The sequence below is a fragment of the Novosphingobium capsulatum NBRC 12533 genome (assembly GCF_001598375.1).
GTDB lineage: Bacteria > Pseudomonadota > Alphaproteobacteria > Sphingomonadales > Sphingomonadaceae > Novosphingobium > Novosphingobium capsulatum.
In genome coordinates this window covers 177,171-193,406 of sequence record NZ_BCYV01000007.1, presented here as the reverse complement: position 1 = coordinate 193,406, position 16,236 = coordinate 177,171, and the positions used below count along the sequence as shown (strand labels likewise).

General features: G+C 67.4%; 13 protein-coding genes. 7 read left to right on the top strand and 6 right to left on the bottom strand.

The features are described from left to right. Positions 1 to 33: 33 nt before the first annotated feature. The 4 genes from SCA01S_RS06255 to SCA01S_RS06240 all read right to left on the bottom strand — a co-directional run bounded on the left by SCA01S_RS06255 (position 34) and on the right by SCA01S_RS06240 (position 3,769). On the bottom strand, positions 34 to 978 hold the full coding sequence (locus SCA01S_RS06255) for a sugar kinase (RefSeq protein ID WP_062784300.1): 945 nt from the start codon (positions 976 to 978) through the stop codon (positions 34 to 36). A gap of 71 nt (positions 979 to 1,049) precedes the next feature. Further along, positions 1,050 to 1,805, bottom strand: a complete 756-nt coding sequence (kduD, locus tag SCA01S_RS06250; protein WP_062784047.1) for a 2-dehydro-3-deoxy-D-gluconate 5-dehydrogenase KduD — start codon at positions 1,803 to 1,805, stop codon at positions 1,050 to 1,052. A gap of 6 nt (positions 1,806 to 1,811) precedes the next feature. Further along, the gene (kduI, locus tag SCA01S_RS06245) at positions 1,812 to 2,648 is read right to left on the bottom strand and encodes a 5-dehydro-4-deoxy-D-glucuronate isomerase (RefSeq protein WP_062784042.1); all 837 of its coding nucleotides are present in this window, start codon (positions 2,646 to 2,648) and stop codon (positions 1,812 to 1,814) included. A gap of 104 nt (positions 2,649 to 2,752) precedes the next feature. After that, positions 2,753 to 3,769 carry a LacI family DNA-binding transcriptional regulator gene (locus SCA01S_RS06240; RefSeq protein WP_022677926.1) on the bottom strand — a complete coding sequence of 339 codons (1,017 nt, stop codon included), beginning with the start codon at positions 3,767 to 3,769 and terminating at the stop codon, positions 2,753 to 2,755. A gap of 213 nt (positions 3,770 to 3,982) precedes the next feature. On the opposite strand from SCA01S_RS06240, the gene SCA01S_RS06235 reads away from it, so the two are divergent. The 5 genes from SCA01S_RS06235 (at position 3,983) to SCA01S_RS06215 (ending at position 12,432) form a co-directional block, all read left to right on the top strand. Further along, a complete protein-coding gene (locus SCA01S_RS06235; RefSeq protein WP_062784040.1) occupies positions 3,983 to 4,807 on the top strand; it encodes a 2-keto-4-pentenoate hydratase in 825 nt (274 codons plus the stop codon). A gap of 73 nt (positions 4,808 to 4,880) precedes the next feature. Then, entirely contained in the window at positions 4,881 to 6,179 is a 1,299-nt protein-coding gene (locus tag SCA01S_RS06230) for an MFS transporter (protein WP_062784039.1), read from the top strand. Continuing rightward, on the top strand, positions 6,176 to 7,771 hold the full coding sequence (locus SCA01S_RS06225) for a family 43 glycosylhydrolase (RefSeq protein ID WP_062784036.1): 1,596 nt from the start codon (positions 6,176 to 6,178) through the stop codon (positions 7,769 to 7,771). The genes SCA01S_RS06230 and SCA01S_RS06225 overlap by 4 nt, the downstream gene beginning before the upstream one ends. 150 nt (positions 7,772 to 7,921) lie before the next feature. Then, positions 7,922 to 11,752: a LamG-like jellyroll fold domain-containing protein gene (locus SCA01S_RS06220; protein WP_245652468.1), complete on the top strand. Its 3,831-nt coding sequence runs from the start codon at positions 7,922 to 7,924 to the stop codon at positions 11,750 to 11,752. Next, entirely contained in the window at positions 11,749 to 12,432 is a 684-nt protein-coding gene (locus SCA01S_RS06215; protein WP_062784029.1) for a LamG domain-containing protein, read from the top strand. The genes SCA01S_RS06220 and SCA01S_RS06215 overlap by 4 nt, the downstream gene beginning before the upstream one ends. A 154-nt stretch (positions 12,433 to 12,586) precedes the next feature. Here the strand turns inward: SCA01S_RS06215 and SCA01S_RS06210 are convergent, their stop codons facing one another. After that, positions 12,587 to 13,135, bottom strand: a complete 549-nt coding sequence (locus SCA01S_RS06210) for a DUF3237 domain-containing protein (protein ID WP_245652467.1) — start codon at positions 13,133 to 13,135, stop codon at positions 12,587 to 12,589. Positions 13,136 to 13,169: 34 nt separating this feature from the next. Then, entirely contained in the window at positions 13,170 to 13,688 is a 519-nt protein-coding gene (locus SCA01S_RS06205; RefSeq protein WP_062784025.1) for a hypothetical protein, read from the bottom strand. 94 nt (positions 13,689 to 13,782) lie between these two features. On the opposite strand from SCA01S_RS06205, the gene SCA01S_RS06200 reads away from it, so the two are divergent. Both SCA01S_RS06200 and SCA01S_RS06195 read left to right on the top strand, forming a co-directional pair. Next, positions 13,783 to 15,078, top strand: a complete 1,296-nt coding sequence (locus SCA01S_RS06200; protein ID WP_062784023.1) for a glycerate kinase type-2 family protein — start codon at positions 13,783 to 13,785, stop codon at positions 15,076 to 15,078. A gap of 142 nt (positions 15,079 to 15,220) precedes the next feature. Then, positions 15,221 to 16,150, top strand: a complete 930-nt coding sequence (locus SCA01S_RS06195; protein WP_022675173.1) for a helix-turn-helix domain-containing protein — start codon at positions 15,221 to 15,223, stop codon at positions 16,148 to 16,150. Positions 16,151 to 16,236 lie beyond the last annotated feature (86 nt).

Here is a 16,236-nt window from a genome sequence, read left to right as displayed (position 1 = left end):
CGCTTGTTTTGTCGTTACTAAGCTTTGGCGCGTTCAGCGCCTGACATCGCCACCACTGGCGGAAAACGCTTCGAGTTCGGCACGGCCGATTGTGCACATGTCACCGGGCTGGCTATGCTTGAGCGCGGTATAGGCCAGGCCTGCTTGGGCCATCGCCGCCACGTTTCCGCCCTGGAGCCACTGGTGCAGCACGCCGGCGGCAAAGGCGTCGCCCGTGCCGATCCGGTCGACAATGCCGGTCACATCCACCTCGGCGGTCTGGTGCGCGCCGTCGCGCGCGTCCACCCGCGCGGCAATGCGGTGGTGATCGGGGCCGGCGATGTGCCGCGCGGTCGATGCGATCAGCGCCAGGCGCGGGAACGCGGAAAAGGCGGCCTGGGCTGCCTCGCGCCGCCGCTCCGCCCCGTCGCCGGAAAAGGGCTGGGCCAGCAACAGCGCGATATCGCGGTGGTTGCCGATCATGATGCTGGCCGATTGCATCAGATCGGTCAGGATCGCGCGCGGGTCACTGTCCCACGCGTCCCACAACATGGCGCGGTAATTGCCGTCAAAACAGATTGGCACGCCCGCCGCATCGGCCGCGGCCACCGCCGCCTGCGCCAGCGCCACGCCGCCTGGCCCCAGCGCGGGCGTGATGCCCGACAGGTGCAGCAAGGCGGCACCATCGAGCGCGCGGGCAAAATCGAAATCGCCGGGCGCGGACTGGGCAAACACGCTGCCGGCGCGATCATAGGTGATCGTCGCCGGGCGCAGCCCTGCGCCACTTTCTAGGAAATAGAGGCCCATGCGCCCCGTGCCCCGCCCGACATGGCGGGTGTCGACCCCCGCCGCGCCCAGCGCCGCGCGCGCCTTGTCGCCCAGCGGGCTGGCAGGCAGGCGGGTCAGCAGCGCAGCATGATGGCCCAGCGCGGCAAGGCCGGCGGCGACATTGGCCTCTGCCCCGCCCACCACCAGGTCCAGGCTTTCGGCCTGCGTCATCAGGCGGTGGCCAGGTGTTGCCAGGCGCAGCAAGACCTCGCCAAAGCAGACGATATGGCCCGAACGCCCGGTCACCGTGCCAGCCACCCGCCATCGACGGCCAGCACGTGGCCCGTGACATAGTTGGATGCAGGCGAAGCGAGGAACACCGCAGCCCCGGCAATATCGCTGGGATCGCCCCAGCGCCCGGCTGGAATCCGCTCCAGAATCTGGCGGTTGCGCGTCTCGTCCGCCTGCAAGGCGGCGGTATTGTTGGTGGCGATATAGCCGGGCGCGATGGCGTTGACCTGTACGCCGTGCGGCGCCAGTTCGTTGGCCATGGCCTTGGTCACGCCGCCCACGCCGGATTTGGCCGCGGCATAGCTCGGCACGCGGATGCCGCCCTGGAAAGTCAGCAGCGAGGCGATGTTGATGATCTTGCCGCTGCCCTGCGCCACCATGCCGCGCGCCGCGGCCTGGCTCAGGAAGAACAGCGTCTTGAGGTTGGTATCGATCACCGCGTCCCAGTCTGCCTCGCTGAACTGCAGCAGATCGTCGCGGCGGATGATCCCGGCATTGTTGACCAGGATATCGATGCGCCCCAGTGCCGCCACGGCCTCGTCCACCACGCGCGTCACCGGCGCGGTGCTGGCCAGATCAGCGGTGATGTTCACCGCCTTGCACCCGGCCTGGGCGATCAGGTCCAGCGTTTCGGCGGGGTGAGAGCGGCCGGCCAGGGCCACGTCGGCCCCGGCCTGGGCCAAGCCCACGGCGATCGCCTGGCCGATACCGGTGTTGGCCCCGGTAACGAGCGCGGTCTTGCCCGCAAGGCTGAAGGAAATCGCCATCGCGGCTTACTTCAGCTGGCAGATATCGAGCGCGTTCATATCGGTATAGTCGAGGTTTTCCCCGCCCATTGCCCAGATGAACGCATACTTCTTGGTGCCCGCGCCCATATGGATCGACCAGGGCGGGCTGATCACCGCCTCTTCGTTGGCGATGACGATGTGGCGCATGCTGTCAGGCTCGCCCATGTAATGGAAGATGCGGTCGTTTTCCTCGGCCAGGTCGAAGTAGAGATAGATCTCGCTGCGGCGGTCATGCAGGTGCGGCGGCATGGTGTTCCACACGCTGCCTTCTTCCAGCACGGTCAGGCCGAGCAGCAGCTGCGCGCTGTCACACACGCCGGGGATCACCAGCTGGTAGATCGTCCGCTGGTTGGAATTGGCCAGGTCACCACGCGCCAGAGGATTGGCCTTGTCCAGCGGGATATGCTTGATCGGCAAGGCCTTGTGCGCCGGGGTGGAGGCCAGGTAGAACCGCGCGCCTTCGCCTTCGAACACCACCTCTTCGCTGCCCATGGGCACATAGAGGCATTCCTTGTTGGCCATGGCAAAGCGCTGCCCGTCCACCGTGACGAACCCTGGGCCGCCGATGTTGACCACACCCATCTCGCGCCGTTCCAGCAGCGTGTGCCCGGCCGCGCTCTTGGGCTCGGTCTGGCGCGGCAGATGCAAGGGCTGCGCGCCCGGCACGGCGCCGCCGATCACGAAGCGTTCGTTGTGCGAATAGTTGAGATTGATCTCTCCGGCCACGAACATGCCCGAAACCAGATAGCGATCGCGCAGCGCGTCGTTGGAAACACCATCCATCATGTCCGGATGCGTCGCGTGATAGGTCTTGGCATACATGGCGCACTCTCCCTTTCGCTGCCGAGAGGTGTGGTATCGGCTTTAGGTAACCGGTGTCAATAGGGTGCCAAACGTCTTTTGCGCCCCGCGCCGCGATCGCATGATCAGCTCGGCGCGCGCACGGCCGAGGCGCGGCGCACCAGTTCGGACGGGAAGAAAGCCGCGTCGCGCGCGGCGGTTTCGGGGCGTGTCAGCTTGAGCGCGGCGGTGCGCGCCATGGCCCGGATCGGCCAGCGTACGGTGGTGAGCGGGGGCCAGATGTGCGCGGCAATGGCGGTATCGTCGAAACCGATGATCGACAGGTCGTGCGGCACGCGCAGGCCGCGTTCGCAGGCCGCATGCAGGACGCCGGCGGCCATTTCATCGTTGCTGGCAAAGATCGCGGTGGGCGGGGTGGCGGTGCCGAGCAGGTGCTGCCCGGCGGCATGACCCGATTCGAACTGATAGTTGCCGCGCGCCAGCAGGGCGGGGTCGATCGTCAGGCCGGCGCGGCCCATGCCGGCGATGAAGCCCAGTTCGCGCTCGCGAGCAGAGCGGAAGCCATCGGGCCCGGCGATGAAGCCGATTCGCGTGTGGCCCAATTCGGCGAGCCAGGCCACTGCCTCGCTCACCGCTTCCTGGTCGTTGGACGCCACCAAGTGGGCCTCGTCGTCCAGCCGGGCCGAGCCCATGCGCACCACGGTGCAGCCCAGATCGCGGCACAGCCGGGCCAGCTCGTCATTTTCCGAAAGCGGCGGCAGCAGCATCACGCCATAGAGCCGCTGCTGCTCGATAAAGCGGTGAATATCATCGAGCAGGGTGGGCGAATGGCGATCGACCGGGCGCACCACCAGCGCAAATTCGGTGCTGCGAATCGTATCGAGGATGCCTTCCTGCACCCCCAGCACCATCTGCGCGTTGGGGTTGTCATGGATCAGGCCGATCAGGAAATTGCGCCGCAGCGCCAGTGCCCGCGCCTGTGGGTTGGGCACGTAATCGAGCTGCGCGATCACCGCTTCCACCTTTTCGCGGGTGGCCTGGTTGAGCAGCGGAGACTTGTTGATCACCCGGCTGACGGTCTTTTTCGACACCCCTGACAGGCGCGCCACATCGTTGATCGTGGGTTTCTGCGCTTTGGCCATCCGGTGTCCTTCTTGTCTCTCGCTCTGCGCCGATTTTTCAGACTTGCCTTCGGCTGGGACAAAAGGCAAGATGACACCGGTTACCTTGCCGCAAGGCTGATGCTGCCCCGCCATAAACGGGGCGCGGCGGATCATGTTCAATTGCGTTGTATCGGGTTTTGACACCGGTTTCCAGCCGCGTGAAAGGCCCGATCCGCCCGGGATGGGTTGGGGATGGGTTTGACGAAACAGGCAGATGCGGCACAGGCTGATCCGGCACAGGCGGGCGCCGTAGCCGCGGCATTCGTGGCCGCCAGGCGTGAAAAGCGCGCGCTGGCCACCTATCCGGGGCAGATGCCGGCCGATCTGGCCACGGCCTATGCCATCCAGGACGCAGCGCTGGCCATCGATGGCCGCACGGTGGCGGGGTGGAAAGTGGGCCGGATCAACCCGCCCGACGATGCGCGCCTGGCGTGCAACCGCCTCGCCGGGCCGATCTTTGCCGATAGCGTGGTCACGCCCGGCGCTGGGCAGGTGCCCGCCATGCCGGTCTTTGCCGAAGGTTTTGCCGCGGCCGAGGCGGAATTCCTGCTGCATGTGGCGGCGGGCTGGAACGGCACGGTGCCGGACGATGACGCGGCCACCCGCGCCCTGCTCGATCGCGTGCACATCGGGATCGAGGTGGCGTCCTCCCCCTATCCCGGCATCAACGATGATGGCCCGCCGGTCACCGTGTCAGACTATGGCAACAACTATGGGCTGGTCGTGGGCGCGCCGTTGGTTGGGTGGCAAGATATTGATTTTGCCTCTATCCCCGTGGGCCTGGCGATCGATGGCGTCGGCGTGGGCGCAGCCACCACCGCCACCATGCTCGATGGCCCGCTGGGCGCGGTGCGGTTCCTGCTGGGCAACCTCGCCGCGCGCGGCATTGCCGCCAGCGGCGGGCTGTGGATTTCCACCGGCGCCGTCACCGGCGTGCATCCGGTCGTGCCGGGGCAGCAGGTGCGCGCCAGCTTTGTTGGCCATGGCGACGTGGCCTGCACGATCGTGGCGGCCTGAGCCCCTTCGGGGGCCTGATCGCTGCGGCAAGACCGGCAGGGCAAAAAGCCCGCCGTTATCGGGAGTTGAAGCAATGGAAGCGCAGACTGGGCCACACCAGGGCGGGCATATCCAGGTCGGGGCCAAGGTGGGCCGCGTCCGCTGGGTGGTGGTGGCGCTGCTGTTCGCCGCCACGGCGATCAACTATATCGACCGGCAAATGATCGGTGTGCTCAAGCCCACGCTGGCTGCCAATTTCCATTGGTCGGAAACCGATTTTGCCGCCATCGTGTTCTGGTTCCAGGTCGCCTATGCGATCGGCTATCTCTCGTTCGGCAAGGTGGTCGATGCGCTGGGCGCGCGGCTGGGCTATACCATCGCCATCATTATCTGGACGGTCAGCCACATGGCCCATGGCTTTGCCACGGGGCTGGTGTCGTTCGCGCTAGCCCGGTTCGGCCTGGGCATTGGCGAATCCGGCAATTTCCCCGCTGGCATCCGCGCCGTCACCGATTGGTTTCCCCAGCGCGAGCGCGCCTTTGCCATCGGCGTGTTCAATGCCGGCGCCAATGTCGGCGCGATCATCACGCCGCTGCTGGTGCCGTTGCTGGTGCTGTGGTTCGATTGGCGCATGGCGTTTTTCGTCACCGGCCTGTTCGGCATCGCCTGGATGGTGGCGTGGTGGCTGCTCTATCGCCACCCGGAACAGCATGGCCGGCTCAGCGCCGCCGAACTCGCCTGGATTCGCCAGGACCCGGCCGATCCGGTGCAGCCGATCGGCTGGGCGCGGTTGCTGACAGTGCGCGAAACCTGGGCCTATGCCCTGGGCAAGTTCCTGATCGACCCGATCTGGTGGTTCTTCCTGTTCTGGCTGCCGGGCTATCTGTTCACGCGCTACAACCTTGATCTCAAAAGCTTTGGCCTGCCACTTGCGGCGATCTACCTGATTTCCGATCTGGGCAGCATCGCCGGCGGCTGGCTGTCATCGCGCCTGATCAAGGCCGGGCGCACGCCCAATGTGGCGCGCAAGCTGACCATGCTGATCTGCGCGATCTGCGTCCTGCCGATCTGGTTCGTGCAAGGGGTGGACAGCATGTGGTGGGCGGTCTTGATCATCGGCCTGGCCACGGCGGCGCACCAGGCCTTTTCCGCCAACCTCTATACCCTGCCGTCAGACGTGTTTCCGCGCGGCGCGGTGGGATCGGTCGTGGGTATCGGTGGCACGGTGGGCGCATTCGGCGGCATGGGCATGGCGCTGTTCGCCGGCTATATCCTCGATGCCACGCACAGCTATGAAGTGCTCTTCGCGATCTGCGCCAGCGCTTATCTGGTGGCGCTGGCCGTGGTCCACGCGCTCAGTCCGCGCCTGGCGCCGGTGCGGATCGAAGCATGAGCGGCGGCGTCGATCGACGCGGCGCGCTGGTGGGTGCGGCGGGACTCGCCGGTCTTGCCAGCCTTCCCGCCACGGCCGCGCCTGCCGCGCGCCCGCGTGGGTTCGATGGCCAGCGCGTCGCCGATCAGGGCAACGGCACCTATCGCAACCCGATCATGGCTGGTGATCATCCCGATCCTTCGATCCTGAAGGATGGCGATGATTACTACATGACCTTCTCCACTTTCGATTCCTATCCGGGCCTGGTCATCTGGCATTCGCGCGACCTGCTCAACTGGCAGCCGGTCACCGCCGCATTGACGCAGAATGTCGGCGCGGTGTGGGCGCCGGATCTGTGCCGCCACGCCGGGCGCTATTTCATCTATTTCGCCGCCAAGGCGCGGCCCAACGCCACTTATGTGATCTGGGCGGACCATGTCGCCGGGCCATGGAGCGCGCCGATCAATCTGGGCCTGCCCGACCATATCGACCCTGGCCATGCCGTGGGCGAAGACGGCTCGCGCTGGCTGTTCCTGTCGGGCGGAGACCGCGTGGCGCTGGCTGCCGATGGCCTGTCGACGATCGGCGCGGTACAGCATGTCTATGATCCCTGGCGCTATTCCGATGCCTCGGCAGAGCGCTGGCCGGTCGAAGGCTTTTCGCCCGAGGGGCCCAAGATCGTTTCCCATGGCGGCTGGTTCTACCTGATTACGGCCGTGGGCGGCACGGCCGGCCCGCCGACCGGGCACATGGTTATCGCCGCGCGCTCCCGCTCTATCCACGGGCCTTGGGAAAACTGCCCGCACAACCCGATCGTGCGCACGCGCAGCCGGGAAGAGGCGTGGTGGTCACGCGGCCATGCCACGCTGTTTCCGGGGCCGGGTGGCGATTGGTGGTCGGTCTATCACGGTTTCGAACGCGATTACTGGACGCTGGGCCGCCAGACCCTGCTCGATCCGGTGGAATGGACCGCCGATGGCTGGTTCCGCATGAAGGGTGGTGATCTCTCCATGCCCTTGCCCAGCCCGCGCGGCGGGCGCCCGGCGGGCCCGCACGGGCTGCCGCTGTCAGACGATTTCGCCACGCTGGCGCTGGGCAAGCGGTGGAACTTCTTCAAACCCGCGCCGGATGAAGCACGCCGCGTGCGCGTGGCCGACCGCTGGCTGCACCTCGCCGCGCGCGGCACGGCGCCGGCGGATTCCTCGCCGCTGCTGCTCATCGCCGGGGACCAGGCCTATGAATTTGCCTGCACGATCGAGATCGATCCCGAAACCACCGCCGGCCTGCTGCTGTTCTATGACCAGGCGCTCTATTGCGGGCTGGGTTTTGACGCCAAGGCGTTCGTCACCCACCAATATGGCATGGAGCGCGGCCGCCCCGCCAATCCCTATGGCCGCCGCCTGCGCATGCGCTTGCGCAACGATCGGCATATCGTCTCGCTGCACACCAGCGGCGATGATGGCCAGACCTGGCAGCGCTTTGACCGGGGGATGGAGGTTTCGGGCTATCACCACAACGTGCGCGGCGGCTTCCTGATGCTGCGCCCCGGCCTCTATGCCGCCGGCAAGGGCGAGGCGCGCTTTCGCGATTTCCGGTTTAGTGTGCTGCCGTGATGAAGAAAAACAGTCACTTGCCGCTCTCGTCACCCCGGGCTTGACCCGGGGTCCCGCTTTGCTTCTGCTCGGTCGCACGAAGAAGCGGGACCCCGGATCAAGTCCGGGGTGACGGTGAAATTGAATATGGATTTGCTTGGGAGAATTGCCGTGTCCCATCCGCTCTTGCGTGGTGCCTCGTTGCTGGCCCTGGCTTGCCTGGCGAACACCACCGCCGCGCGTGCGGCACCGGCCGATGGCCTGCTGTTCCACGCCCCGCTCGATCGCGATTTCACCGCTGCCCAGGCTGGCGGCGATGCCGTGCCCAATTTCCAGAGCGACGTGGCGATCGTGCCCGATGGCGCGCAGGGCGGGGCGGGGCGCTGGGCCGATGGCGGCTATGTCGCGTGGAATGCGCCGGGCAATATCTATGCCCAGCGCGGCACGCTGGCGTTCTTCTGGCGTAGCCACACCCCGGTGGGCGAAGCGCCGTTCGTGATTTTCCGCGCCGGCGCTGCCGATCATTCCAGCTGGGACATGGCGTTCCTGCGCATCGATTGGAACGGCCGTGGGTTCGACGCCTTCGTCACCGATGCCAATCTCTCGCGCGTGCGGGTCAGCTGGACGATCCCGCAAGCCCCGGCGCCTGATGCCTGGCACCACATCGCCTTTGCCTGGGACGAGGCGCGCGGCATCAAGCTGTTCTGGGACGGGCGCGAAGTGGCGGCCAAGGCGCAGGCTGCCGATCTCGACATGGGGCTCGATCAGTTCGGCCTGGCGGGCCGGGTGATCGCCCCGCACCAGGTGCAAAGCCGCTATAACTTCATGCGCGGGTCTGATCTCGACGATATCCGCGTCTATGACCACATGCTCGATGGCGCCGGCGTGGCCGCATTGGCTGCGCATGGCGATGCGCCGCCATCTGCCCCCTCTCCGGCGGTTTCCGCGCCGCGCACCGCTTGGCTGCACCGCTTCGGGTGGGACAGCCAGACCCCGCCGTCGCTGTCTACGCCGGTCACCACGGTGCGCAAGGTGGAATTTGCCGATGCCAAGGATCTCAAGGAGTGGATGTGGAAAGGGGTGGATGGCATCGCCGAAACCACCTGGCCGGGCGTGTACAACCGGTCGCGCCTGCCGGGACGTGACGATTATTTCGAACTGCCCGATTGGAACGTCTATGTCGAAGGTGGCAAGGCCTATCGCCTGACAGTGCCGGCCGATGCGGCGTTCAATCGTGTGGAAATACGCGGCGCGGCCTATGGCGCGCTGGAATGGTCGGCCGATGGCCAGGGCAACTGGCAGAAACTGGCCGCCCGGCCGCAGGGCGTGGTCCGCTCGCTCACCGATACGGCGCCGCGCCAGGGTGGCGTGCTGCGCTTCACCAACGTGATGCAGGAACAGCCGATCCAGGAAATCTGGGCCTATGAAATCAAGCCCGGCGCGGTGCCGGATGGCACGTTCCAGTTGCGTTATACGGTGCGCAGCCAGGCCGCCACTGATCTCGGCGCGCTGGCGCCGCTCAATGCCTTCATCGCCGGGCGCTATCCATCAGCAGAGCGGGCCACGGTGGTTGCCTTGCCGAGCGAGGGCGTGCGCGCGGCGGTTGGCGCGGGCAGCGCCGCTGGCGGCCCGGCGGCGCGGCGCGAGGCGGGCGCGCATCTGCCGCTGGTGCACGTGCTGATCCCGTCGAACTTTGGCGATGCGCCGGCCGGGCGCCCGCTGGCCCGCGCCTGGAACTATGGCTGGGAAAACAGCCACGATGGCCTGGATGGCGTGGCACTCGATCTGCCGGCGCTGCACGCCACGCCCAACGCGCAGGGGCTGATCCCGCTGGATATCCGCGTCAAAGACCCGATCTGGCCCGAGCGCGACATGATCGACGTGCAGGTGTCGGTAAAGCCGGGAGAGGCGCGCACGCTGTGGCTCGATCTGCGCGATCGCATCCTGACCGGTGACAGCCTTTATCTCACCGTTGCTTCGGCCGCGCCCGATTTCGGGGCGGATACGCTCGATGGCATGGGCGTGCGGCTGGTGTTCAAGGACCGTGCGGCGGCACTCAAGGAACACGTGGCCGATCGCTTCAACCAGGTGAAAGACAACTGGGCCTTCTTGGTGGAAGAGCATACCGCGTCGAAACGCGCCGCGCTCTATCGCCGGCTCTATGGCGATATCAGCGATCTGCTGCGGGTCGATCCCGATAACCTGGAAGCGCGGCGCTATTGGGCCGATATCGGCTATTCGGCCAACCAGTTGCCGCCGTTTGTCCAGCCCGTGCCGCCGGCCGGCATGCCGCTCTGGGCGTTTCGCCAGCTCGAAGACCTCAAGCTGGCGCGGCAGTTCGTCACCTGGTGGATCGACAACCGCCAGGTGCCCTATGGCGATTTCGGCGGCGGCATTTCCGACGATACCGACCTGACGCAGCAATGGCCGGGGCTGGCGCTGATGGGGGTCGATCCCGACAAGATCAACGCCTCGCTGCGCGCGCTGTCGGATGCGGTCTACAAGAACGGCATGATCGTCAACGGCTTGAGCTATATCACCAGCGACGAGCTGCACGTCTATGAAGAAGGCATCAATTCCGATGCCGAGCGGCTCTATCTCAATTGGGGAGAGCCCAAGGCGGTCGAGCGGATGATGGCCACGGTCAAGGCGCTGGGCGGCCTGATCCGCACCAATCCGGCCGGGCACATGCACATCTCGTCAAGCTGGTATGGCGGGCGGCACATCTATCGCGACGAGCCCTGGGCCTGGCAGAAACCCTATGGCTTTGTCATCATGCACACGCCGGTGCTGCTCGGGCTGTACAATGCCGATCCCACCGCGCGCCATCTGGTTACCGGGTTGATCGATGGCCTGCTCGCCCATGGCAAGCAGGGGGCCGATGGACTGTGGCGCTTTCCCAACGATATCAGCTGGAACAGCGATGCCGAGCGGGCCGGCGATGGCGGCGGCGCCAGCCTGCCGATGCAATCGGCCTGGGCGGCCTGGCGCTTTACCGGCGATGACAAATACCTGCGCCCGGTGCTGGGCCGCCTGACGCCCGGCAATTTCTCGGCGTTGGGAGAGCTCAATGAAAACGCGCTGACCGTGCTGGGCAAGCGCCGCGAATGGCAAGAGGCGACGCTGAAAGCCGCGCAGGCCGGCAACGATATCGCCCGGTTCGAGGCATGGAACACCACCGGAAACCGCGCCTGGCTCGAAGCGCTCAACGCCGCCGGCATCGCCGACAAGGCGCAGCACATGTATATGTATACCCAGGGCCATTGGTGGACCGATCGGGTGGAAGCGCCCAACGAACTGCTCCAGCGCGAGCGGCTGGGCGGCATTGCGCTCAAGCGCAACCAGACCTGGCCGGGCAATGCCGTGAGCTGGCGTTTTGCCGATCCCGAGGCAGCGGTGCAGGTGGCGATCCTGGTGCGCGATGCCACGCCCGAAGGCTTTACCGTGCTGGCCCACAACACCAACGCGCGCGAACAGCTGGCCGATATGGGCACCTGGAACGTGGTGGCCGGCACCTGGACCATGACGCAAGGCATCGCGGCGGGCGATGCCGACGCGGTGAGCGGGCCGGTATCCACCCATGAGGTAGAAATGGAACGCGGCGGTTCCATTTCCGTGCGTCTGGCTCCGGGGCAGACCACGGTGATGACCTTCCGTCTGGCGCGGCGTGCCGCCATCCAGCCCGAACACCGCCCTGACCTCGGTATCGGGGCCGATGACGTGGTGCGGCAGGGCCGCAAGCTGACGGTGCGCGTGCACAGCCTGGGCAGTGTTGCCGCACCGGCCGGGCAGGTGCGCCTGGAAACCGCCGATGGCCGCGTGCTGGCCAGCGCGCCGGTGCCGGCCCTGGCCGCGCCCGCCGATCTGGCGCCGCGCACGGCCAGCGTCACGTTGGCGATCCCGCCTGGCGCGCCAGCCACCGGCCTGCGTGTGCGCGTGGATATGGGCGCAGCCGAAGTGACGCAGCGCAACAATGTGGTCATGCTGGATGCCGAGACATGATCGCGCGGCGGCTGGGTGCGCTGGCCTTGGCCGCGCTGGCATTGGCGCCGGGCCTGGCCATGGCGCGCCAGGTGGTGTGGCGGTTCGACAATCTGGCCCGCATCGGCCACTTGGCGCCCAAGGTGCTGGGCCATCCCCGCGTGGAGCGCAGCGCGGTGGGCAAGGCCGTGGCGTTCGACGGGCAGAACGATGCGCTGATCCTGCCGCGCCACCCGCTGGCCGGCGCGGCGCGCTTTACCGCCGAGGCCGTGTTCCGCCCCGATGGCGGCGCGTTCGAGCAGCGCTGGCTGCACCTCGCCAGCGACGATGTGCCCGGCCGTCCGCCCGGCGAAACCCGCATGTTGTTCGAAATCCGCGTGGTGGGCGCCTCGTGGTATCTCGACACCTTTGTCAAAGGCGCCGGCTATAGCCAGGTCCTGGTCGATCCGGCCCGGCTGCATCCGCTAGGGCGCTGGTACCATGTCGCGCAGACCTATGACGGCACCACCTATCGCAGCTATGTCAACGGCGTGCTGGAAGGCGAGGCGCGCGTGGCCTTTGCGCCGCAGGGGCCGGGCAGCAGCAGCGTGGGCATGCGCCGCAATGGGGTGAATCACTTCCACGGCGCGATTGCCCTGGCGCGGTTCACCACTGCGGCGCTTGCTCCCAAGGCGTTTCTGCCCGCGCCTTCACCGCGTTGATCGCGCCGCGCCTAGGGTGTGTGGGGATTCAGGCCAGGGTGGAGCGAGAATGGCTGATTTTCGCGACCCGGAGCGCAGCGTACTTTTGGTACGTGAGCACCGGAAGCGCGAAAAGCGGTCGTTCGCAGCCCGCCATGGGCTGAATCCCCACACCCTAGCGCACCACGTAGAAATCGATCTCCACATGGTCGGGCTTGCGGATGCCCCGCGCCACGAACACGGCGCGGTTCATCCACGCGAACGGGCCTGCCGGGGCAGCCAGGCGGGGTGTGGTGCGGAAGTAATAGGCGTCGCTCGGCACGTCTTCGCCCCGTGCAATGCGCTCGGTCACCGCGGTGCTGGCCACGCGCACGCCGGGGTTGTTGACATCCACCACCGTGCCATTGGCCGCCTGCAGGAAATAGCGGGCATCCACCTGGGTCAATCCATCGGGCAGGATAGTCTGCCAATCACCGCCGCCGGGCATGACGCGGCCGTGGAACAGCGGCCCATCCACGCTGCCGCCGGTGATGGCGATGAATCGCCTGCGCCCGCCGCCGATCTCGCCCTGCTCCACCGCCGGGGCCAGCGTGACCTTGGCAGTGAACGCATATTCCAGGGTGGGCGCTGGCGCCGCCGGGGCCGCCCGCGCGGCTGGCGCGACGCTTGAAATGGTGGTGGCCACTGTCATGGCCAGGGCCATCGCCCATGTCCGCCCGATCATCCTGTTGTCCTCTCCCGTGGTATGTCTGTGTTCGTCAGTGGACGCCCAGCGCCTTGGCGCGATGATCGCGGCGGACCGCCATGGCCGCGGCCAGCGACAGCGCCGCTGCGGCGGAAAAGCCGGCAAGGCTGCCGCCCAGGGGTGCGGCCAGGGCAAATCCGGCCAGTGCTGCCACGATCAGCGCGCCGCCCAGCAGATGGAACGGGCGGAAGCGCGCAGCCTGGGCGATTGGCAGGAAATGCAGCCCCACCACCAGCGCCATCGCCGGCAGCAAGAGATCGGGGCGGCGCAGGTTCATCACGATGTTGCCCGCCAGGAACAGGCCCAGGCCTTCGCCGATGCTGCTCCACATGATGGTCCTTTCCACGTGAGGGGCAGGCCTGATCCCTTTGCCCGGCCGGCGGATGACCACCCATGCCGCCAGCGCAATCGCCACGAACGGCACGAAGGGCAGGGCCAGCGCCGCGCCCGTCACATGCCAGTGCCAGGCCAGCGTCAGCGCGGCAAAGACCGCGCCGAAAAAGCCCATGATCAGCGCGCCCCATGCCCCCACGCGGTGTCTCCTTCGCGATCGCTCAAGCGCATGATAGGCAGGAATATCCTGGCCGTATATGCGCCAATGCAAGGGGCCACCCGCGGGAGGGAAAATGTCAGACCGGATTGCCATCGACGATGCCGCCGCCCGCCGCCTGTTGCGCATGGTCCACGATGCCGCCATCGCCGCCAGCCAGCCGGCCGCGATCATGCACCGGCATGTGCCCCCGCCGCCCGCCGGGCGCTGCGTGGTGATCGGCGCGGGCAAGGCCGCTGCGGCCATGGCCAGCGCGCTCGATGCCGCGCTCTTGGCGCAATGGGGCGCGCGGGTGCCGGTTTCGGGCGTGGTTGCCACGCGCTACGGCCATGCCGCCGGCCTGCCTCCTCCCGCGCGCATCGCCGTGGTGGAAGCGGGGCACCCCGTGCCCGATCAGCACAGCCTGCTGGCCGCGCAGCAGATCGTGGCGGCGTTGCATGGCCTTACGCCGCAAGACCTGGTCATCGCGCTGATATCGGGCGGCGGTTCGGCCTGCATGGAATGGCCAGTTGCGGGCATGGACCTCGATGCCTTGCAGGCCTTGACCCGCGCCATGCTGGAATCGGGCGCAAGCATTGCCGAGATCAACACGGTGCGCCGCCATCTCTCGCGGGTGAAGGGCGGTCGCCTGGCGGCGCTGGCCGCGCCTGCGCCCGTGCTGACCCTGTTGATCAGCGATGTGCCGGGCGATGACCCGGCGGCGATCGCCTCGGGCCCGACGCTGGCCGATGCAACGCGTGCCGCCGATGCCCTGGCGATCATCGCGCGCCAACGCCTGCCCGTGCCTGCAGCGGCACTGGCCGCCTTGCGCGCCGCGCCACCGCTGCCGCCCACGCGGGGCGAGCATCGCATCATCGCCTCGCCCCGCCAGGCGCTGACCGCGGCGGCCGACTGCGCGCGCCAGGCCGGGCTCACTCCGTTGATCCTGGGCGACGCGCTGGAGGGGGAGGCGCGCGAACTGGGCAGGGCGATGGCCGGCATTGCCCGCTCGGCACAGACCTGGGGCGATCCGCTGCGCGCACCGGGCGTGATCCTCTCGGGCGGGGAAACCACGGTCACGCTGGCAGGGGGCGCCTATGGCCGGGGCGGGCGCAATTGCGAATTTGCCCTGGCCTTGGCCATTGCCCTCGATGGCGCGCCGGGGATCTGGGCACTGGTGGCCGACAGCGACGGGATCGATGGCAGCGATGATGCCGCCGGTGCTTTCGTCGCGCCAGATACGCAGGCCCGTGCTGGCGCGGCCGGCGCCAGCGCGGCCCAGGCCCTGGCCGGGCATGACAGCTACAGCTTCTTTGCCGCGATCGACGATCTGCTGATCACCGGCCCCAGCCACACCAACGTCAACGATATCCGCGCCGTGCTGGTCGCCTGATACGTGGGCGATCACGCTGCCCGATCGGACGTGTCATTGCATTTGTATGTATTGCTGACTAATTCACCAGGAGAGACTTGGCGCCAGACCGAGTCCGCACGCGCCATGTGACATGGCGGCAGAGGGTGGTGGATCGAGGCAGATGATCGAGCATTTTTCGACGCGCAGCCTGACCGGAACAGACAAGCTGAGCTATTGGCGCAGCCTGATGGCGCGCACCTATTCCGGCCTGTCCACCCAGCCGCTGAGCCCGCATTTCGAAGCGACCGTATCGCGTTGGCAGATGGGCGGGATCACCATGACGCGCCCGCGCGCCACGCCGGTTTCGGTGGAACGGCGCCTGATGGAAGCTGGGCATGCCGGCGGCCCGCGGCTCAAGCTGCACGTGTTCCGTTCGGGGCAGGGGCGCGTGGTGCATCGCCGCCGCGAGATGGACGTGCGCGCCGGCGACATGGTGCTGTGCGCCAGCGAAGAGGTCTATCGCTTTGATCTGCGCAACGATCACGAACTGATCGTGGCCGAATTCGACCGCGCGGTGCTGGCCGATATGCCGGGCTGGGTGGATGATGCCGTGGCAACCTGCATCCCGCGCGAGGCGCCGTCGACCCGTCTGCTCCACGATTTCCTGCTGTCGCTGTGGCGTGAGTGCGAGGCCAGCCCGCAGGGCCTGCCCGATGACGGCTATGACGGCGTGTTCTGCTCGCTGCTGCTCGCCAGCCTGCGTCCGGGCGGGGCGAGGGTGCAGCCCAGCCGCCACGGCCTGCTGGAACGCGCGCGGGCGATCGTGGCGGCGCGGCTGGCTGATCACACCCTGTCCCCGGCCACGATCGCTGCGGAAATGGGCGTGTCGCTGCGCCGCTTGCAGGCCGCTGCCGCTGGCCAGGGCGTGACGCTGGGTGGCTATATCAACGAGCGCCGCCTGGCGCTGGCCGCGCAGAAGCTGACGCTGGAACCCCAGCGCAGCATTACCCAGATTGCGTTCGACTGCGGCTTTTCCGACAGTTCCTATTTCAGCCGGCGGTTCCAGGAACGCTTTGGCGAAACCCCGCGCCGCTATCGCGCCATGCATTGATCCGGCCTGCCGCCGTACAACACAGCGGTCGTTGCCTCGTCGTTTTTGTCCATGCTTTTCGCGCGATCGTCCAAGATGGCGGCGGG